Raw genomic sequence first — 17,747 nt, 5'->3', positions numbered from 1 at the left:
TACCGGCTCAGGGCGCCCAATAAATCCTCACCTGCAGTGGGCTGTGCCAGAGCAATGCATACAACGGCAGCGTGCGGCTGGCCGGTTCGTCAGCCAGCACCGCTTCGATCAAGCGACGTTTAACCGGCCCGAAAGCCAGCAAACCGATCCAGTGGCTCTGCAGCAGCATCGACAGATTCAGTGACAAGCGGGTAGACGGCTCGCTCGGGGCAATGCCCACCAGCCCAGCAGGCGCGGCGGCAGGATCGAGAGCCGCCGTCAGCCCAGGCATAGCGGGAAACAGCGAGGCGATATGTGCGTCTTCGCCCATACCCAGCAGCACCGCGTCGAACGGCAACCATTCACTCAACTGCGCCGCCCAGGCGCTGGCAGACTGCTGCGGGCCCGCAGCCTGGCGCGGATCGCGGCAAGCCGCCCCTGGCAACCCCGCCCGTAGCAGACGCCAATTGCTTTGCGCAGCGTCCGCGGGCACCCAGCGTTCGTCGGTTGGGCTCAGGTCGATGCGCGACCACTCCACAGGCTGCGCCGCCAGCACTGGCAACAACGCCTGCGGGCTACTGCCACCCGGCAATAGCAGGCTGGCGCGCGGTTGCTCGGCCAGCGCCTGTTGCAGTTGCGCACCCAGGTCGGCACTCAACTGTGCGATGCAGGTTTCACGCTGCGGATATTGCAGAAAAATGCTCTGACTCATGACAGAAGGCTGGCACGCTAGCGATCGAAATAGACGCCGCCATCATGCGCCATTCTCGATTGGCTCGCAGCCTGCCTGGAACTGTACCGGCAGCCCACACTAGCAACTCAGCTCCAGGCCGCAGCCTTCAAGCCACCGCATTCGCAGACGCCTGACGCACGCCTGCGAGCAACTCCAACACGCCCTCGATCAACCGCGGATCGGCCAGTACACGCTGATGCCCACCCTGCGCCAAGCGCAGTAAACGGCTGTCGAACCAAGCTGCATGAATGATCTCGGCTTCGCTCACCGGCACCATCGGATCATCTTCCGCATGCACGACCAGGCCAGGGAGATCCAGCTGATAACGTGCCACATCGAGGTGCGCCGCCGGCATTCCGGCATGCTGCTCAACCAGGCGAACAAAGTGCGCCCGCGCCTGCTCGGGTAACGCCATAAAACGCGCGAAACGCCGCAGCACGCCGAGAATCCGACTAGGCGCCGAGATGCTCACCACTGCCTTGGTGCGCAACCCCAATTGGCTCGCCAACAGCGCACTGGCCCCGCCCATAGAATGGCCGATCACCGCCTGCAGCGGCGGCAACTCCCCAGCAGCCTCGAGCAAGGCGCGAGCGAACAGCACCACGTTGGCCTCATGACCTGGCGAGCGGCCATGGGCCGGCGCATCCAGCGCTATGACCCCATAACCGGCGTTGACCAGCGCCTCGATGAGTGCGGCGAACTGCGTCGGCCGGCCTTCCCAGCCGTGCAGCAACAACACCGTAGGGCCACTGCCCCAGCGCAACGCCGAGAGCCCGAACCGCAGCGTGATACGCTCGGCCCGCCCGAGCCAAGGCAACTCCCAGTCACGCGGCGGCAGTTCGCGCGGCGTCATGAACTCGCGGCGCATCTTGCTCGCCACTGCCTGCGGGGCCAGCCGACCGACGGTGGCATTGAAACCACGCACCCAACTCAAGTTGTTCATCGCACACCTCCTCAGACCACCGCCGACTTGGCGGCACGCAGCACTCGGTCGGACAACTCGCCCGGGCCCAATGCCCGAGCCAAAGCCAGCCCGCCCACCATCAAGGCAAGATCGGCGAGTACGTTGTTGGCCTCTTCCGGGCTGCCCGCCAGCTCCGCCGTCATCAGCTCCAGATGCTCAGCCAAGCTCACGCGAAAACCTTCCGGCAGGCGCGTTAATTCACCCAGCGAACTGGGTAACGGGCAGCCATCGGTTTGCGCATCCCGATGCTTACGGGACAGGTAAAACGCCGCCATCAATGCCCGCCGCTCGACTGCCGGCAGGCTCCGATCGAGCTCACTGAGCAGGCTGCGGCGCCGTCCAAGCAACTGGCTGAAGGCCTCCAGCATCAGCGCATCCTTGCTCTCGAAATGCGCATAAAAGCCACCAACGGTGAGACCTGCCGCACCCATCACCTCGCCCACACTGGGCTCGGCCGGGCCACGCTGGAACAACGCCGCACTGGCAGCGCCGAGGATGCGTTCGCGGGTTTGCGCCTTCTTATCGTTCATACTCGCCTCCAAAATATTACGATTGAAATATTATACTCGTAATAAATTTAAGCAAGCCGAAACCCACACCGCCGGTCGGCAAGATCGGAGCAAGACAAGAGGAAAAAGCAGCAGACAAACAAAAGGGCCATTCCGTGAAGAATGACCCTCTAAAATCCCGCAAAGCGGGTGAAAATGGCGTCCCCTAGGGGACTCGAACCCCTGTTACCGCCGTGAAAGGGCGGTGTCCTAGGCCACTAGACGAAGGGGACAAAACCTTCGAAAAACAAGGCCAGCTTTACGCTGGCCTGTGGCAGTTTTTTACAATCACAAGCATTTGATTTGTAACTGCAGAATTGGTGGAGATAAACGGGATCGAACCGTTGACCTCTTGCATGCCATGCAAGCGCTCTCCCAGCTGAGCTATACCCCCAGATTTATCGCCTCTCGGCTCACAGCACCTTGCGGAACTGCTTTTTAATACTGGCGTCCCCTAGGGGACTCGAACCCCTGTTACCGCCGTGAAAGGGCGGTGTCCTAGGCCACTAGACGAAGGGGACGCAAAACCCTTCTAACAACTCGACCAGTTCAACAAACTGATCGTGGCAAGCCTTTCGGCTTTAAAGAGATTGGTGGAGCTAGACGGGATCGAACCGTCGACCTCTTGCATGCCATGCAAGCGCTCTCCCAGCTGAGCTATAGCCCCATCTCAAGGACGGGGCGCATGTTAAATGCGACCCTAATGGCTGTCAACAAAATTTTCCTCTCTTCGCGTTTCTTTATGCTGACAGAACAACTACTTACCCTGCCCCGCCAGCACTTGCCGAAGCCTGTACGGGCGGAGCAGTGGGTCAGGCGATAGCCGCCAGCAGCTTTTCCCATTCCTTGGTTTCTTTCTTCGACACGCCACCCAACAGCTCGATAGCCTGACGCAGGCGGAAGCGCGTGAGGTCGGGGCCGAGAATTTCCATGGCATCCAGCACCGATACCGAGCTGGCCTGACCACTGATCGCCACGAACATCAGCGGCATCGCATCACGCAGCTTCAGCTCCAGATGTTCGACCACCGCCTGGATGCAGGCGGTGATCTGGTCTTTTTCCCACTGACGCAAGGCTTCCAGCTTCCACAGGATCAGCTGCATGACCTGCCGCACCTGCTCTGGCGAGAGCTTCTTGTGCTCGAACAGCTTGGCCTCCAGCGGCAACGCACCGGCAAAGAAGAAGCCGGCCAGCGGCGCGATCTGACTGAGCGTCTCCACCCGCCCCTGCACATGCGGGGCAATCTTCATCAGGTATTCGGGGTTGAGCGCCCATTTCTGCACTTCAGCCGCAAACGCCTCGACGCTCAGCTCGCGCAGCCATTGGCCGTTCAGCCAAGAGAGCTTTTCCAGATCGAAAATCGGCCCGCCGAGAGAAACCCGCTGAATGTCGAAGTGCTCGATCATCTCGTCGAGGGTGAACTTCTCGCGCTCGTCCGGCATCGACCAGCCCATGCGGCCGAGGTAATTGAGCATCGCCTGCGGCAGATAGCCCATGCGCTCGTAGAAGGTGATCGAGGTGGGGTTCTTGCGCTTGGACAGCTTGCTCTTGTCCGGATTGCGCAGCAGCGGCATGTAGCAGAGTTGCGGCTGTTCCCAACCGAAGTACTCGTACAGTTTGATCAGCTTGGGTGCCGACGGCAGCCACTCTTCGCCGCGCAGCACATGGGTGATGCCCATCAAATGGTCATCCACCACGTTGGCGAGGAAGTAGGTCGGTAGACCGTCGGTCTTCATCAGCACCTGCATGTCCATGCGATCCCAAGGGATCTCGACCTCGCCACGGAGCATATCCGGCACCACACAGACGCCTTCGGTCGGCATCTTCATGCGGGTCACATTCGGCTCACCCGCCGCCAGGCGCTGCTGCGCTTGGTCTTTCGACAGCTGCATACAGAGGCCGTCGTAGCGCGGGGTTTCCTTACGGTCAGTCTGTTCCGCGCGCAGCTTGTCCAAGCGCTCGGTGGTGCAGAAGCAGTGGAAGGCATGGCCTTTTTCCACCAGCTCGGCGTTGTACTTCTGGTAGATCGGACCACGCTCGCTCTGCCGATACGGGCCGTGCGGGCCGCCCACATCCGGACCTTCGCTCCACTCGATGCCCAGCCAGCGCAAGGCGTCGTAAATCTGCTGCTCGGACTCGCGAGTCGAACGCACCTGGTCGGTATCTTCGATGCGCAGGATGAACTCACCGCCGTGCTGGCGAGCGAAGCACAGGTTGAACAGGGCAATGTAGGCGGTGCCAACATGCGGGTCGCCAGTCGGTGACGGCGCGATACGGGTACGGACGGTGGTCATTGAGAGTCTCGAATCAACGGATCAATTAAGGAGCCTCCGATTGACTCAAAGGCTCTCCGGCACATGGCTGTACCGTTCATTAAGGGGGCAATGTTAACAGGGGCTCCCCTGTGGGCTCCAGCAACTGCCCCTCTTCCAGCGGCAGGCTACGCATCAGGAAATCCAGGAAGGCTTTCACCTTCATCGCCTGGAAGCGTCGCGATGGATAGACCGCATACAGCTCACCGATCGGTAGCCGCGCCCCAGGCAGCAGTTCGATCAGTTGGCCACTCTGCACCATCGCCTCACTGATCATCACCGGCAAACCGGCGATCCCCGCCCCCGCCAATACCGCTTCACGGGCGAAGGTGATGTTGTTGCAGGACAGCACGCGCTGACAGGGAATGCTTTCGCCGAGCAGCGGCCAGTAACGCGGCGAGTCTTGCGGCAAGAGGATGGCGCGATGAGTGGCCAACTGCTCGGCCGTCGCCGGCACACCATGGGCCGCCAGGTACTCGGGACTGGCACACAGGCGCCGACTGCTGGCAAAGAGCTTGCGCGCGATCAGCGTTGAGTCCTGCGGCTGGCCTAGCAGAATGGCGATGTCCACGCCCTCTTCCACCGGGTCGACGTGACGCGAGGTGATCTCGGCCTCCGCCGTAATCTGCGGGTATTGACGCATAAACGCGCCGAGCACCCGGCCGAGGAACAACTGACCGAACTCGATCGGCGCGGTGATCCGCAGCAAACCGGAAGGCTCCTGCTGAAGCTGCATGACGGCCTGCTCGGCCTCGGCAAAGTCCAGCATGATCTGCCGGCAACGCTCGTAGTACGCCTGACCGACCTCGGTCAGGCGCAATTTGCGCGTGGTGCGGTTCAGCAGGCGCACGCCGAGGCGCTCCTCCAACAGGGCGATACGGCGGCTGACCGTGGACTTCTGCATTCCCAGACCCAAGGCGGCCTGGGTGAAGCTGTGGCACTCCACCACCCGGGTAAAGATCAGCGCATCATCAAGCCCCATTATTGTTCCCCATAAGCAACAAAGTTTCTGAATTCTAGCGTCTACATACTTAGAAGGAACACTGTTAGATTCACTTACACTTTTGCCCGCACTTCGAGCACTCGCATGCCAGCCCAACTGCAACGCCGCTTATTTATTTTCCTTGCCGCGCTTGGTCTGATCGCCCTCGCCTTCTTCGCGCACTGGTTCTTTATTGACCGATTTGTCGAAAGCACCGACAACGCCTATGTGCAGGGCGAGATCACACGTATCTCCAGCCAGCTCAGCGCGCGCATCGACAAGGTTCTGGTGCAGGACAATCAGCACGTGCAAAAAGGCGAACTGCTGGCGGTTCTGGAGGCCGACGACTTTCGCCTTGCCGTCGAACGCGCGCGTGCCAACCTGGCGACCCGCGAGGCCGAACAGGCTCAGGCGCGAAGCAAACTGACCCAACAAGCCAGCCTGATCGCCGCCAGCCGGGCCGATGTCTCGGCGACCCAGGCCACCCTTGGCCGTACGCAAATGGACCTGTCCCGCGCTCAGACCCTGCGCAAACCCGGCTACGTCTCCGAAGAGCGCGTCACTACCCTGGCCGCCGATAGCCGCGTGGCCCGCTCGCAAGTGAGCAAGGCCGAGGCCGACTTGCAAGCACAACGCCAGCAGATCAACTCGCTTGACGCCGAAATCAAACGCCTCGACGCACAGATCGCCAACGCCCGCGCCGAGCTCGCCCAAGCCGAGCTGAACCTCGGCCGTACCGAAATCCGCGCGCCCATCAGTGGCCTGGTTGGCCAGCGCGCCTCGCGCACCGGTCAGTACGTACAAATAGGCGCCTACTTGATGTCGCTGGTGCCGGATGAAGACATCTGGATCCAGGCCAACTTCAAGGAAACCCAGATCGGCCCGATGCAGCCCGGACAAAAGGCCGAGCTGGTGTTCGACGCCTATCCGGATACGCCGATCGACGGCACGGTCGAAAGCCTGTTCGCCGCCTCCGGCGCGCAGTTCAGCTTACTGCCTCCAGACAACGCCACCGGCAACTTCACCAAGGTGGTGCAGCGTATTCCGGTGAAACTGACCTTTGCCGCCGACAACCTGCTGAAGGGCAAGATTCGCCCCGGCATGTCCGTGACGGTCAAGGTCGACCTCAAGGCCGGCAACAGTGGCAGCTGATGCGCTGATCCGCCCTACCGGCGAGCCGAGCCGCCGCGACTGGATCGCGGTAATGAGCGCCATGCTCGGCGCCTTTATGGCGGTGCTGGATATCCAGATCACCAACTCATCGCTGAAAGACATCCAAGGCGCACTCTCCGCGACCCTCGAGGAAGGTTCGTGGATCTCCACCTCCTACCTGGTGGCCGAGATCATCATGATCCCGCTCACCGCCTGGCTGGTGCAGTTACTCTCCGCACGGCGCCTGGCGGTCTATGTCTCGATTGGCTTCCTGATCGCCTCCCTGCTCTGCTCGATGGCCTGGAGCCTGGAGAGCATGATCGTCTTCCGCGCCCTGCAAGGCTTTACCGGCGGTGCGCTGATCCCGCTGGCGTTCACCCTGGCGCTAATCAAACTGCCGGAACAGCACCGCGCCAAAGGCATGGCGCTGTTCGCACTGACCGCCACCTTCGCCCCCTCCATCGGCCCCACGCTCGGCGGCTGGCTGACGGAAAACTTCGGCTGGGAATACATCTTCTATATCAACGTGCCGCCGGGGCTATTGATGATCGCCGGGCTGCTCTATGGCCTGGAAAAGAAGGCGCCGCACTGGGAGCTACTGAAAAGCACCGACTACGCGGGCATCCTCACGCTGGGGGTAGGCCTCGGCTGCCTACAGGTGTTTCTCGAGGAAGGCCACCGTAAAGATTGGCTGGAGTCCAGCCTGATCGTCGGCCTCGGCGGCATTGCCCTGGTCAGCCTGATGACCTTCGTGATCCTGCAGCTGTCCAAACCCAACCCGCTGATCAACCTCGGCATCTTGCGCAACCGCAACTTCGGCCTCTCGAGCGTCTCCAGCGTAGGACTGGGGGTTGGCTTGTACGGCTCGATCTACCTGCTGCCGCTCTACCTGGCGCAGATCCAGGGTTACAACGCCATGCAAATCGGCGAAGTGATCATGTGGATGGGCATTCCGCAGCTGTTCTTGATTCCGTTGGTGCCGAAGCTGATGAAGATCCTTTCACCGAAATGGCTGTGCGCGCTGGGCTTTGGCTTGTTCGGCTTCGCCAGTTTTGCCTCTGGCGTGCTGAACCTGGACTTTGCCGGCCCGCAGTTCAACCAGATCCAGCTAGTGCGCGCGCTCGGCCAGCCACTGGTCATGGTGACTATCTCGCTGATCGCCACGGCCTACATCCTGCCGCAGGATGCCGGCTCGGCCTCCAGCCTGTTCAACATCTTGCGTAACCTCGGCGGCGCCATCGGCATCGCGCTGCTTGCCACCCTGCTCGACAGCCGCGCCAAGACCTATTTCGACTATCTGCGCGAAGCCATAGTCCCGAGTAACCCGCAAGTCGCCGAACGCCTGACCCTGCTGACGGAAAAGCTCGGCAACGAACAGGCGGCGCTGGGCAAGCTGAGCGAGATCGCGCACCAGCAGGCGGCGATCATGGCTTACAATGACGCCTTCCATTTTGTCGGCATCGCGCTCGGCATCAGCATGCTCGCCGTGCTGCTGACCCGTTCGCTGCCGGCTGGCGTCCAAGGCGGCGCTGCTCACTAACCACGCGCCGGTGCAACCCGGCGTGTGTCTTCCCAGGCTCCCCATGTCCGCAACTGCTTCCCGCGCCCGCTCGCTGCTGCTGATTGGTGCGTTCGCCGCTATTTATATCGGCTGGGGTACCACCTACCTGGCCAACCACTTCCTGCTGCGCGAATTGCCGCCCTTCGTCATTGCCACCTTGCGCTTCTTCTTCGCCGGCAGCCTGGCCTTGGCCTGGGTGCTGATCAGTGGCCAGGCGCGCATGCAACGCAGCGACTGGGGCGGTGCCTTTATTGGTGGCTTGCTGTTGATCACGGTCGGCCAGGGCGCGCTGCTTTATGCCAACCAGTACCTGCCCACCGGCTTGCTGGCGATGCTCTACACCACCCTGCCACTGTGGAGTGTGGCGCTGGAGTGGCTGCTCGGCGACCGCCCACCGCCCTGGGTGCTCTGCGGCCTGGCGCTGGCCTCGGGCGGCATTGTGCTGCTGATGAACAATGGCCTGGGCAGTGCGGCAACCGCCCAGCAGTGGTTTGCCGGCAGCCTGGTGGTGATCGCCACGCTGCTCTGGGCCATCGGCGCCTGGTGGCTGCGCAGCCGCCCGTCGTTTCGCTCCAACTGGCTGGGGATGAGCCTGCAAATGCTGATCGGCGCGGTGCTGCTCGCGCTCTTCGGGCTGTGGCGCGGCGACTGGCAGGGCGTGCAGTTAGCCGAACTCTCCCAGCAAGGCTGGCAATGGCTGGCGTACTTGGTACTGCCGGTCAGTCTCGGCGTGTATCCGGCGTATTTTTGGCTGCTCCGCGAAGTACGGCCGAGCCTGGTGTCGACCTTTGCCTTCGTCAACCCGCTGATCGCCCTGCTGCTCGGCTACCTGCTGCTGGATGAGAGCCTGAGCCTCACTGCCCTGCTGGCGTGCCTGGCGACGCTCGGCGGGGTGACGCTGATTATTTTCGGGCGCCGCTGAGCCCCCACTGCGTAGGGCGTACTCGCGAAGCAGTACGCCGTCGAACTGGCGGGCTGCCGCTACGCGGCGAGGCCGCCCTACGTCGCACGCTCGCTCCTACACCTGATCACACCTGCAGCAGGCGCTCGCGCAGCTTCTGGATCTCGTCGCGCAGTTGCGCGGCGGCCTCGAATTCCAGGTCGCGCGCCAATTGATACATCTTTTCCTCCAACTGGCGAATGCGCTTGGTGATTTCGCTCGGCGAGCGCAGTTCGTTTTCGTAGCGGGCGCTCTCTTCCGCCGCCTTCGCCATGCCCTTGCGCTTGGTGCTGCGCGAGCCGGGGACATGGGCACCTTCGAGGATGTCCTGAACGTCCTTCTTGACCCCTCTGGGCGTGATGCCGTGCAACTCGTTATGGGCAATTTGTTTGTTGCGCCGCCGCTCGGTCTCGCCTATCGCCCGCTCCATCGAGCCGGTGATGCGATCGGCATAGAGAATCGCCCGACCGCTGAGGTTACGTGCGGCACGGCCGATGGTCTGGATCAGCGAACGCTCGGAACGGAGGAAACCTTCCTTGTCCGCATCGAGGATCGCCACCAGCGACACCTCGGGCATATCCAGGCCCTCGCGCAGCAAGTTGATGCCCACCAGCACATCGAAGGCGCCGATACGCAGGTCACGGATGATCTCCACGCGCTCGACGGTATCGATGTCCGAGTGCAGATAGCGCACGCGCACACCGTGGTCGGCCAGGTAGTCGGTCAGATCCTCGGCCATGCGCTTGGTCAGTGTGGTGACCAACACCCGCTCCTCTAGCGCGACGCGCTTTTTGATCTCCGACAGCAGGTCATCCACCTGGGTGACGGCAGGGCGCACTTCGATCTGCGGATCGACCAGACCGGTTGGCCGCACCACTTGCTCGATCACCCGGCCGGCATGCTCGGCCTCATAGTTACCCGGCGTCGCGGAAACGAAGATAGTTTGCGGGCTGATCGCCTCCCACTCATCGAAGCGCATCGGCCGATTGTCCAACGCCGAGGGCAGCCGGAAGCCATACTCGACCAGCGTTTCCTTACGCGAACGGTCGCCTTTATACATGGCACCGACCTGCGGCACGCTGACATGGGACTCGTCAATAACCAGTAGCGCGTTTGCCGGCAAATAGTCATACAGGGTCGGCGGCGCCTCCCCCGAACCACGACCGGAGAGGTAGCGCGAATAGTTTTCGATGCCATTGCAGTAGCCCAGCTCGAGGATCATCTCCAGATCGAAGCGGGTGCGCTGCTCCAGGCGCTGCGCCTCCACCAGCTTGTTGGTGCTGCGCAGGTATTCCAGACGCTCCTTCAACTCCACTTTGATATGTTCCACCGCCTCCAGCAGCTTCTCCCGCGGAGTCACGTAGTGGCTCTTGGGATAGAGGGTGTAGCGCGGCAGCTTGCGCAGCACCTCACCGGTCAACGGGTCGAACGCGGCGATGTTCTCCACCTCCTCGTCGAACAGCTCGATGCGAATGGCTTCCAGATCCGATTCGGCCGGGAACACATCGATCACATCGCCGCGCACCCGGAAGGTCGCGCGGGCGAAGTCCATGTCATTGCGGGTGTACTGCAGATCGGCCAAACGCCGCAGCAGCGCGCGCTGATCCATTTTGTCGCCGCGATCGATGTGCAGCACCATCTTCAGGTACGACTCGGGATCGCCCAAACCGTAGATGCACGACACCGTGGTGACGATGATCGAGTCCGGCCGCTCCAGCAGCGCCTTGGTCGCCGAGAGGCGCATCTGTTCGATATGGTCGTTGATCGAGGCGTCCTTCTCGATAAAGGTATCGGAGGATGGCACGTAGGCTTCCGGCTGGTAGTAGTCGTAATAGGAAACGAAGTACTCCACCGAGTTATTCGGGAAGAAGCTCTTGAACTCGCCGTAGAGCTGCGCCGCCAGGGTTTTATTCGGCGCCAGCACCAAGGTCGGGCGCTGCACCTGAGCGATCACATTGGCGATGCTGAAGGTCTTGCCGGAGCCGGTTACCCCCAGCAATGTCTGGTGCGAAAGCCCAGCTTCCAGGCCTTCCACCATCTGTCGAATAGCCTCGGGCTGATCACCGGCCGGCTGAAACCGGGTCACGAGTTGAAACTGCGACATAACCTACCTCGACAAATGGTTGTGACGCGGCCATAGAGCCTGCGTCAAACCTGGCGAAAGCGTGCGTGCGATATCGCCGCACGCAACCTTGGCCGCTATAATACCGGCCTACTTGCGCAACCCCCTAGCATCAGTCGTAGCGGGGTGTTGCTTGGCTTCCCACCCTCCTCTCCGAGCTGCCGCATCATGAGTTTGTTCTCTGCCGTAGAAATGGCTCCGCGCGACCCCATCCTGGGCCTAAACGAAGCGTTCAACGCCGACACCCGCACGACCAAGATTAATCTGGGCGTGGGCGTTTACTTCAACGAAGAGGGTCGAATTCCGCTGCTACGCGCAGTGGCTGAGGCCGAGCAAGCTCGCATCACGGCCCACGCACCGCGCGGCTACCTACCGATCGAGGGCATTGCCGCCTACGACCAGGCCGTGCAAAAACTGATCTTCGGTAGCGACTCCAGCCTGCTGGCCGAAGGCCGCGTGGTCACCACCCAGGCAATCGGCGGCACCGGCGCACTGAAAATCGGCGCCGACTTTCTCAAGCGCCTGCTGCCGAACGCAGTCGTCGCCATCAGTGACCCGAGCTGGGAAAACCACCGCGCGCTGTTCGAGTCCGCCGGTTTCCCCGTCCAGAACTATCGCTACTACGACGCCAGCAGCAACGGCGTTAACCGTGCCGGCCTGCTGGAAGACCTGAAAGCCCTGCCGCCACGCTCGATCGTGGTATTGCACGCGTGCTGCCACAACCCGACCGGTGTCGACCTGAACCTTGAGGACTGGGGAAAAGTTCTCGAGGTGCTGAAAGAACAAAACCACGTGCCGTTCCTCGACATCGCCTACCAGGGCTTTGGCGATGGCATCGAAGAAGACGCCGCCGCCGTGCGCCTGTTTGCCAAGTCCGGGCTGACCTTCTTCGTCTCCAGCTCCTTCTCCAAGTCCTTCTCGCTGTATGGCGAGCGGGTTGGCGCGCTGTCTATCGTCACCGAGTCGAAAGAACAAGCCGCCAAGGTACTCTCGCAGGTTAAACGAGTGATTCGCACCAATTACTCCAACCCGCCGACCCATGGCGCCACCGTGGTCGCCGCAGTCCTCAACAGCCCCGAACTGCGCGCCCTCTGGGAAGAGGAACTGGGCGAAATGCGTATTCGCATTCGCGCCATGCGCACGGCCCTGGTCGAACAACTGGCCGCACAAGGCGCCAAACGCGACTTCAGCTTCGTTGCCCGCCAATGCGGCATGTTCTCCTACTCCGGCCTGACCGCCGAGCAAGTCGAGCGCCTGAAGAATGAGTTCGGCATCTACGCCGTAAGCACCGGCCGCATCTGCGTTGCCGCGCTAAACAACAGCAACCTGAATGCCGTCACCAGCGCCATCGCCAAGGTCCTCTAAAACACCTGAGGGGAAGTTAGCGAAAGCTTGACTTCCCTTTCTTAATCAGTAGGATACGCACCGTTGTTCCGCGATAGCTCAGTTGGTAGAGCAAGTGACTGTTAATCACTGGGTCCCTGGTTCGAGTCCAGGTCGTGGAGCCAAATTCAAAACCCAGCCAATGGCTGGGTTTTTTTATTCAGGCGAAGAAGCGCACGACTGCATGAATGCAGGAGTTAGAGCGAAGCAGGATGCCCGAGCCGAGCTTACGAGCTGTAAATGAGCATGATCGCTTCGCTCGCACCGAAGCAGGCCGCGCTAAAGCGCGTTAGCAACAAGCTGCTTGCTGAGCCTGTTTTTAACGCAGCAGTACGCGCGAAGCCTGCAGCGGATCCTGAACAGGCTCTTAGCGGACAGGCTGAGTTTTCAGCCATTCGCTGCGCCGCTCAGTTTCAATACGCCCAGGCTTTGCAACAAGGTCGCGCCGGCGAACATCATCAGGATCTGCGCCTGGGCCTGGGCACAGATGGCCGTGCGCCGTTCCGGTTGTTCGATATAGTCCAGTGATTGCTGGAATAGCTGGCGGCTGATCAGCGAGGAGACCTGGCGAATCGCTGCCTTATCCAGACTCGGTAGCAACTGCAGCTCGCCGATGTCCTCCGCCATATCATCGGCAAACTCATCCATCACCCGACGCAAAGCCTCACGCAGCACCGGCGAAGCGCCGTGCAGTTCGCGCATGCCGACGATAAAGGCTTGCGGGTTGTCGGCGACGAAGGCGAAAAACAGCTCGACCGTCTCGCAGCAGACCCGCCGCCCACGGCCCAGGTCGATGCCCAGCGGCAGGGCTTTGGCCGCCACTTCGCACAGCGAGTCATCGGCCCGCTGCGCCGCCTGCCGGCGTAGATCACGCAGCGGCTGACGGATCTGCGCCGCCATTTCGCCAATCAGCGCCAAGCCCAGATCATCGACCGTCTTGAAGTGCCTATAAAAGGTGTTCGGGTTCAACCCCGCGGCGCGCGCCAACTCGCGCAGGCCTAAGCGGCTTAGGCTGCGGGACTCGGCAGCCAGGCGCAGCGCGGCATTCATCAACAAGCGCTTGCCCTGCGCCTCGACCACTTTGGGTGGGCTGACCTCTACCGCTACTTTCATCGTGCTCGACCCACTCTTCGGAAGATTGGCTCTACGGAAAATTGACCCTACGGAAGATCGGCTTGACCCTTCGGTATACGGGTGTATACATACCCTCCAGGTAGACAAGCGTATACACCGAAAACAAGCATAACAGGAGCTTGGTCATGAGCGCACAACCTGCCGTCCCACCTACCACTGCCAGACACACCAAGATCGCCATCATCGGCACCGGCTTCTCCGGCCTGGGCATGGCGATCCGCCTGAAGCAGCAAGGCGAAAATGACTTCCTGCTGTTCGAGAAGGCAGGCGGCGTCGGCGGCACCTGGCGGGTCAACAATTACCCCGGCTGTGGCTGCGATGTGCAATCGCACCTGTATTCCTTTTCCTTCGAGCAGAACCCCGAGTGGACGCGCATGTTCGCCCCCCAGCCGGAGATCAAGAGCTATCTGGAAGGCTGCTGGGAAAAATACCGCCTGCAGCACAACACCCTGCTGCAGACCGAAGTGGCGGGCCTGCGCTGGGATGACGAGTTGCAGCTGTGGCACCTCCATGATGCGGCCGGCAACCACTACAGCGCGCAGTTCGTGGTGTCCGGTATGGGCGCCCTGTCGACCCCATCGATCCCCCAACTGCACGGCCTGGAGCGTTTTGCCGGCAAGCTGTTCCACTCGCAGCAGTGGGATCACGCCTATGACCTCACAGGCAAACGCGTTGCGGTGATCGGCACTGGCGCTTCGGCTATCCAGTTCGTCCCGCAGATCCAGCAACAGGTCGGCCAGCTTGACCTCTACCAGCGCACCGCGCCCTGGATCATGCCGAAACCGGACCGCGCCATCCGCGAGGCCGAGCGTGAGCGCTTCAAGCGGTTCCCGCTGGCGCAGAAGCTCTGGCGCGGCTTGATCTACACGCTACTGGAAAGCCGCGTGATCGGCTTCGCCTGGGCGCCACGCCTGATGAAACTGGCGCAATGGCTCGGTAAGGCGTTTATCCACAAGCAGATCAAGGATCCCGTGCTGCGCGCCAAGGTCACCCCGGACTACCGCATGGGCTGCAAGCGCGTGCTGATCTCCAACGACTACTTCCCGGCCCTGACGCAGCCGAATGTCGAGGTGATCAACGACGGCATCCAGGAAATCCGCGCGCACAGCATCCTCAGCGCCGACGGCCGAGAGCGGCAGATCGACGCGATCATCTTCGGCACCGGCTTTACCCCGAGCGACCCCATGCCGCGCGGGGTGATCTTCGGGCGTGGCGGTGTCGACCTGCTCGACACCTGGCCAGACGGCCCGCAGGCCTACAAGGGCACCCTGACGGCGGGCTTCCCCAACCTGTTCTTCCTGATGGGGCCGAACACCGGGCTGGGGCACAACTCGATGGTGTATATGATCGAGTCGCAGATTCACTACGTGCTCGGCGCCCTCAACCTGCTGAGCGAACGCAAGCTGCAAAGCCTGGAGGTCAAACGCGCGGTACAAGACAGTTTCAACGCCAAGCTTCAAGGCCAGCTCGGCAACAGCGTGTGGAACGCCGGCGGCTGCAAGAGCTGGTATCTGCACCCCGTCAGCGGCCGTAACTGCACGGTCTGGCCCGGCTTCACCTGGCGCTTCCGCCTGCTCACGCGCAACTTCGACCCGGCGGCCTATCACTTCAACCGCGCCCAACCCGCGCACCCGGCCCAAGGCGTTATGCCGGCCGTAGCCCGTCAGATTGAAGAGGCCAGCGCATGAAATCCTTCGAGAACAAAGTCGCCGCCATCACCGGCGCCGGCTCCGGTATCGGCCGCGCGCTGGCCTACGGTCTAGCGCGCCAGGGCTGCCATCTGGCGCTCGCCGACCTGAACGGCGAAGCCCTGGCAGAAACCGCCGCCCAGGCGCGCCTTCTCGGCGTACAGGTGACGGAGAGCAAGGTCAACGTCGCCGACCGCGACGCCGTACACGCCTGGGCCGAGCAGGTGGTGCTGGATCACGGCCGGGTCAACCTGATCTTCAACAACGCCGGCGTGGCCCAGGGCGGCACCGTGGAAGGCAACGATTACGCCGACTACGAGTGGACCATGGACATCAACTTCTGGGGCGTGGTGCACGGCAGCAAGGCCTTCCTGCCGCACCTGCAGGCCGCGGGCGAAGGCCATATCGTCAACGTCTCCAGCGTGTTCGGGCTGTTTGCCCAGCCGGGCATGAGCGCCTACAACGCCAGCAAGTTCGCCGTGCGCGGCTTCACCGAGTCGCTGCGCCAGGAACTGGACATGGAAGGCGGCGGCGTGTCGGCCAGCTGCGTGCACCCGGGTGGGATCAAGACCAACATCGCCAAGACCGCGCGGATGAACGACAGCCTGAGCAAGGTCACCGGGCAAGGCGCCGATCAGGCGCGCCAGCAGTTCAACGACCAACTGCTGCGCACCACCCCGGACAAGGCGGCCCAAGTGATCATGCGCGGCGTGCTACGCAACAACCGGCGCATCCTGATCGGCGCCGACGCCCGGGCGCTGGACGCCATTCAGCGCCTGCTGCCGGCCCTCTACCAGCGTCTGCTGGTCGGCTCCATGCGCCTGGCCGCCCGTTTTGCGCCCAAGCCGAAATACTCGGGCAACAGCCAGGAAGTGGCTGAATAAAGGGCGCTACCGGTAGAACCCAGTAAAAACAGAGGGCGGCGGTTCAACGAACCGCCGCCCTTGGTGCGTCAGCCAGCCGAGCAGCAATTTCTGCAACGGAAAACCCGCCAGCTCGTTCGGAAAACCGAATGCACATCACCCCTCTATTCGGAAGACCGGACACAACGCATTTCCCCCCGCGCGCAAATACTAAAAATAACCCTTTAAATTCAAATACTTAAAAAATTGAATCAAACCCAAAAAAGCTGGCATATATCCTGCTCTTAGGCATGGGAGGAATGCGAACCGACATCTGAACTCGTTCAGCGCCCCTGTCGTAGTCCCAACATAACAACAAGCCGAGGAAAAGACTCATGCGTATCGTTCCCCACCTGTTGGGCGCAGCCATCGCTGCCGCTCTGCTGACCACCCAGGCCCACGCCAACGAACTCACCGGCACCCTGAAGAAGATCAAGGATTCCGGCACCATCACCCTCGGCCACCGCGACGCCTCCATCCCCTTCTCCTACCTGGGCAACGATCCGCGCCAGCCGGTCGGCTACTCCCATGACCTGCAGCTGAAAGTGGTCGAGGCGATCAAGCAGGAACTCGGCCTGCCGGAGCTGAAGGTGCGCTACAACCTGGTCACCTCGCAGACCCGTATCCCGCTGGTGCAGAACGGCACCGTCGACCTGGAGTGCGGCTCCACCACCAACAACATCGAGCGCCAGCAACAGGTCGACTTCTCGGTCGGCATCTTCGAGGTGGGCACCCGCCTGCTGACCAAGAAGACCTCCGGCGTCAGCGACTTCGCCGACCTCAAGGGCAAGAACGTGGTGACCACCGCCGGCACCACCTCCGAGCGCCTGATCAAGACGATGAACGCCGAGAAGCAGATGGGCATGAACATCATCTCGGCCAAGGACCACGGCGAATCCTTCCTGATGCTCGAGTCGAGCCGCGCCGTGGCCTTCATGATGGACGACGCGCTGCTCTACGGCGAAATGGCCAAGGCCAAGAAGCCAGACGACTGGGTCGTGGTCGGCGAACCGCAATCCTTCGAGATCTACGGCTGCATGCTGCGCAAGGGTGACCAAGGCTTTAAGCAGGTGGTCGACACCGCCATCAGCGCCACCTTCAAGTCCGGCGAAGTCAACGCCATCTACAACAAGTGGTTCCTCCAGCCGGTTCCGCCGAAGAACCTGAACCTGAATTTCCCCATGAGCGATGAGCTGAAGAAGCTGATCGCCAACCCCACCGACAAGTCTGCAGAACAGATCTGAAGGTGATGCCCCCTCCTCGGCCACAAGCCGGGGAGTAAGCGGGGAATAGGGAGCGGCACTCAACCTCTCCCACTCTCCAACTGAATGGACAAGGGACCATCCG

14 protein-coding genes and 5 tRNA genes are annotated in these 17,747 nt (G+C 61.8%); 8 read left to right on the top strand and 11 right to left on the bottom strand.

What is annotated here, in order from left to right; genetic code table 11:
- Positions 1-7: 7 nt before the first annotated feature.
- From pgl to FFS12_RS02555, 9 genes are all read right to left on the bottom strand, one after another.
- Positions 8-691 carry a 6-phosphogluconolactonase gene (gene pgl, locus FFS12_RS02595; RefSeq protein WP_137885392.1) on the bottom strand — a complete coding sequence of 228 codons (684 nt, stop codon included), beginning with the start codon at positions 689-691 and terminating at the stop codon, positions 8-10.
- A gap of 127 nt (positions 692-818) precedes the next feature.
- Positions 819-1,655 (bottom strand): alpha/beta fold hydrolase, encoded by an 837-nt coding sequence (locus FFS12_RS02590; RefSeq protein ID WP_137885391.1) that lies wholly within the window; start codon positions 1,653-1,655, stop codon positions 819-821.
- Between the two features lie 11 nt (positions 1,656-1,666).
- The gene (locus FFS12_RS02585) at positions 1,667-2,206 is read right to left on the bottom strand and encodes a TetR/AcrR family transcriptional regulator (protein WP_137885390.1); all 540 of its coding nucleotides are present in this window, start codon (positions 2,204-2,206) and stop codon (positions 1,667-1,669) included.
- Positions 2,207-2,381: 175 nt separating this feature from the next.
- A tRNA-Glu gene (locus FFS12_RS02580) sits at positions 2,382-2,457 on the bottom strand.
- An 85-nt stretch (positions 2,458-2,542) separates the two neighbouring features.
- Positions 2,543-2,618, bottom strand: a tRNA-Ala gene (locus tag FFS12_RS02575).
- 51 nt (positions 2,619-2,669) lie between these two features.
- Positions 2,670-2,745 (bottom strand) — tRNA-Glu (locus FFS12_RS02570).
- A 70-nt stretch (positions 2,746-2,815) separates the two neighbouring features.
- Positions 2,816-2,891 (bottom strand) — tRNA-Ala (locus FFS12_RS02565).
- A 145-nt stretch (positions 2,892-3,036) separates the two neighbouring features.
- Positions 3,037-4,518, bottom strand: a complete 1,482-nt coding sequence (gltX, locus tag FFS12_RS02560; RefSeq protein ID WP_137885389.1) for a glutamate--tRNA ligase — start codon at positions 4,516-4,518, stop codon at positions 3,037-3,039.
- Between the two features lie 79 nt (positions 4,519-4,597).
- Positions 4,598-5,518, bottom strand: coding sequence for a LysR family transcriptional regulator (locus FFS12_RS02555; RefSeq protein WP_137885388.1), 921 nt, complete (start codon positions 5,516-5,518; stop codon positions 4,598-4,600).
- 105 nt (positions 5,519-5,623) lie between these two features.
- Between FFS12_RS02555 and FFS12_RS02550 the strand changes: the two genes are divergently transcribed.
- From FFS12_RS02550 to FFS12_RS02540, 3 genes are read left to right on the top strand one after another with little or no spacing between them, the layout of a single operon-like run.
- Positions 5,624-6,670 (top strand): HlyD family secretion protein, encoded by a 1,047-nt coding sequence (locus FFS12_RS02550; protein ID WP_137885387.1) that lies wholly within the window; start codon positions 5,624-5,626, stop codon positions 6,668-6,670.
- A gap of 52 nt (positions 6,671-6,722) precedes the next feature.
- Positions 6,723-8,210 carry an MDR family MFS transporter gene (locus FFS12_RS02545; RefSeq protein WP_171011817.1) on the top strand — a complete coding sequence of 496 codons (1,488 nt, stop codon included), beginning with the start codon at positions 6,723-6,725 and terminating at the stop codon, positions 8,208-8,210.
- Positions 8,211-8,253: 43 nt separating this feature from the next.
- Positions 8,254-9,153, top strand: coding sequence for an EamA family transporter (locus FFS12_RS02540; RefSeq protein ID WP_137885385.1), 900 nt, complete (start codon positions 8,254-8,256; stop codon positions 9,151-9,153).
- 106 nt (positions 9,154-9,259) lie between these two features.
- Here the strand turns inward: FFS12_RS02540 and uvrB are convergent, their stop codons facing one another.
- On the bottom strand, positions 9,260-11,275 hold the full coding sequence (gene uvrB / locus FFS12_RS02535) for an excinuclease ABC subunit UvrB (protein WP_137885384.1): 2,016 nt from the start codon (positions 11,273-11,275) through the stop codon (positions 9,260-9,262).
- 186 nt (positions 11,276-11,461) lie between these two features.
- Here uvrB and FFS12_RS02530 point away from each other — a divergent pair, with 186 nt between their 5' ends.
- A complete protein-coding gene (locus FFS12_RS02530) occupies positions 11,462-12,658 on the top strand; it encodes an amino acid aminotransferase (protein WP_137885383.1) in 1,197 nt (398 codons plus the stop codon).
- A 67-nt stretch (positions 12,659-12,725) separates the two neighbouring features.
- Positions 12,726-12,801, top strand: a tRNA-Asn gene (locus FFS12_RS02525).
- A 262-nt stretch (positions 12,802-13,063) separates the two neighbouring features.
- On the opposite strand, the gene FFS12_RS02520 is transcribed toward FFS12_RS02525, so the two are convergent.
- A complete protein-coding gene (locus FFS12_RS02520; protein WP_137885382.1) occupies positions 13,064-13,789 on the bottom strand; it encodes a TetR family transcriptional regulator in 726 nt (241 codons plus the stop codon).
- Between the two features lie 146 nt (positions 13,790-13,935).
- Between FFS12_RS02520 and FFS12_RS02515 the strand changes: the two genes are divergently transcribed.
- The 3 genes from FFS12_RS02515 (at position 13,936) to FFS12_RS02505 (ending at position 17,644) form a co-directional block, all read left to right on the top strand.
- Positions 13,936-15,498: an NAD(P)/FAD-dependent oxidoreductase gene (locus FFS12_RS02515; protein ID WP_137885381.1), complete on the top strand. Its 1,563-nt coding sequence runs from the start codon at positions 13,936-13,938 to the stop codon at positions 15,496-15,498.
- A complete protein-coding gene (locus tag FFS12_RS02510; protein ID WP_137885380.1) occupies positions 15,495-16,382 on the top strand; it encodes an SDR family oxidoreductase in 888 nt (295 codons plus the stop codon). Before FFS12_RS02515 ends, FFS12_RS02510 begins: the two co-directional genes overlap by 4 nt.
- Positions 16,383-16,735: 353 nt before the next feature.
- Positions 16,736-17,644 (top strand): glutamate/aspartate ABC transporter substrate-binding protein, encoded by a 909-nt coding sequence (locus tag FFS12_RS02505; protein ID WP_137885379.1) that lies wholly within the window; start codon positions 16,736-16,738, stop codon positions 17,642-17,644.
- The last annotated feature ends 103 nt before the right edge of the window (positions 17,645-17,747 follow it).

The sequence above is a fragment of the Pseudomonas sp. 2FE genome, assembly GCF_005503735.1.
Taxonomy (GTDB): Bacteria; Pseudomonadota; Gammaproteobacteria; order Pseudomonadales; family Pseudomonadaceae; genus Aquipseudomonas.
Note: the sequence above shows the minus strand (reverse complement) of the source record. Positions and strands in the feature narration are given on the sequence as shown.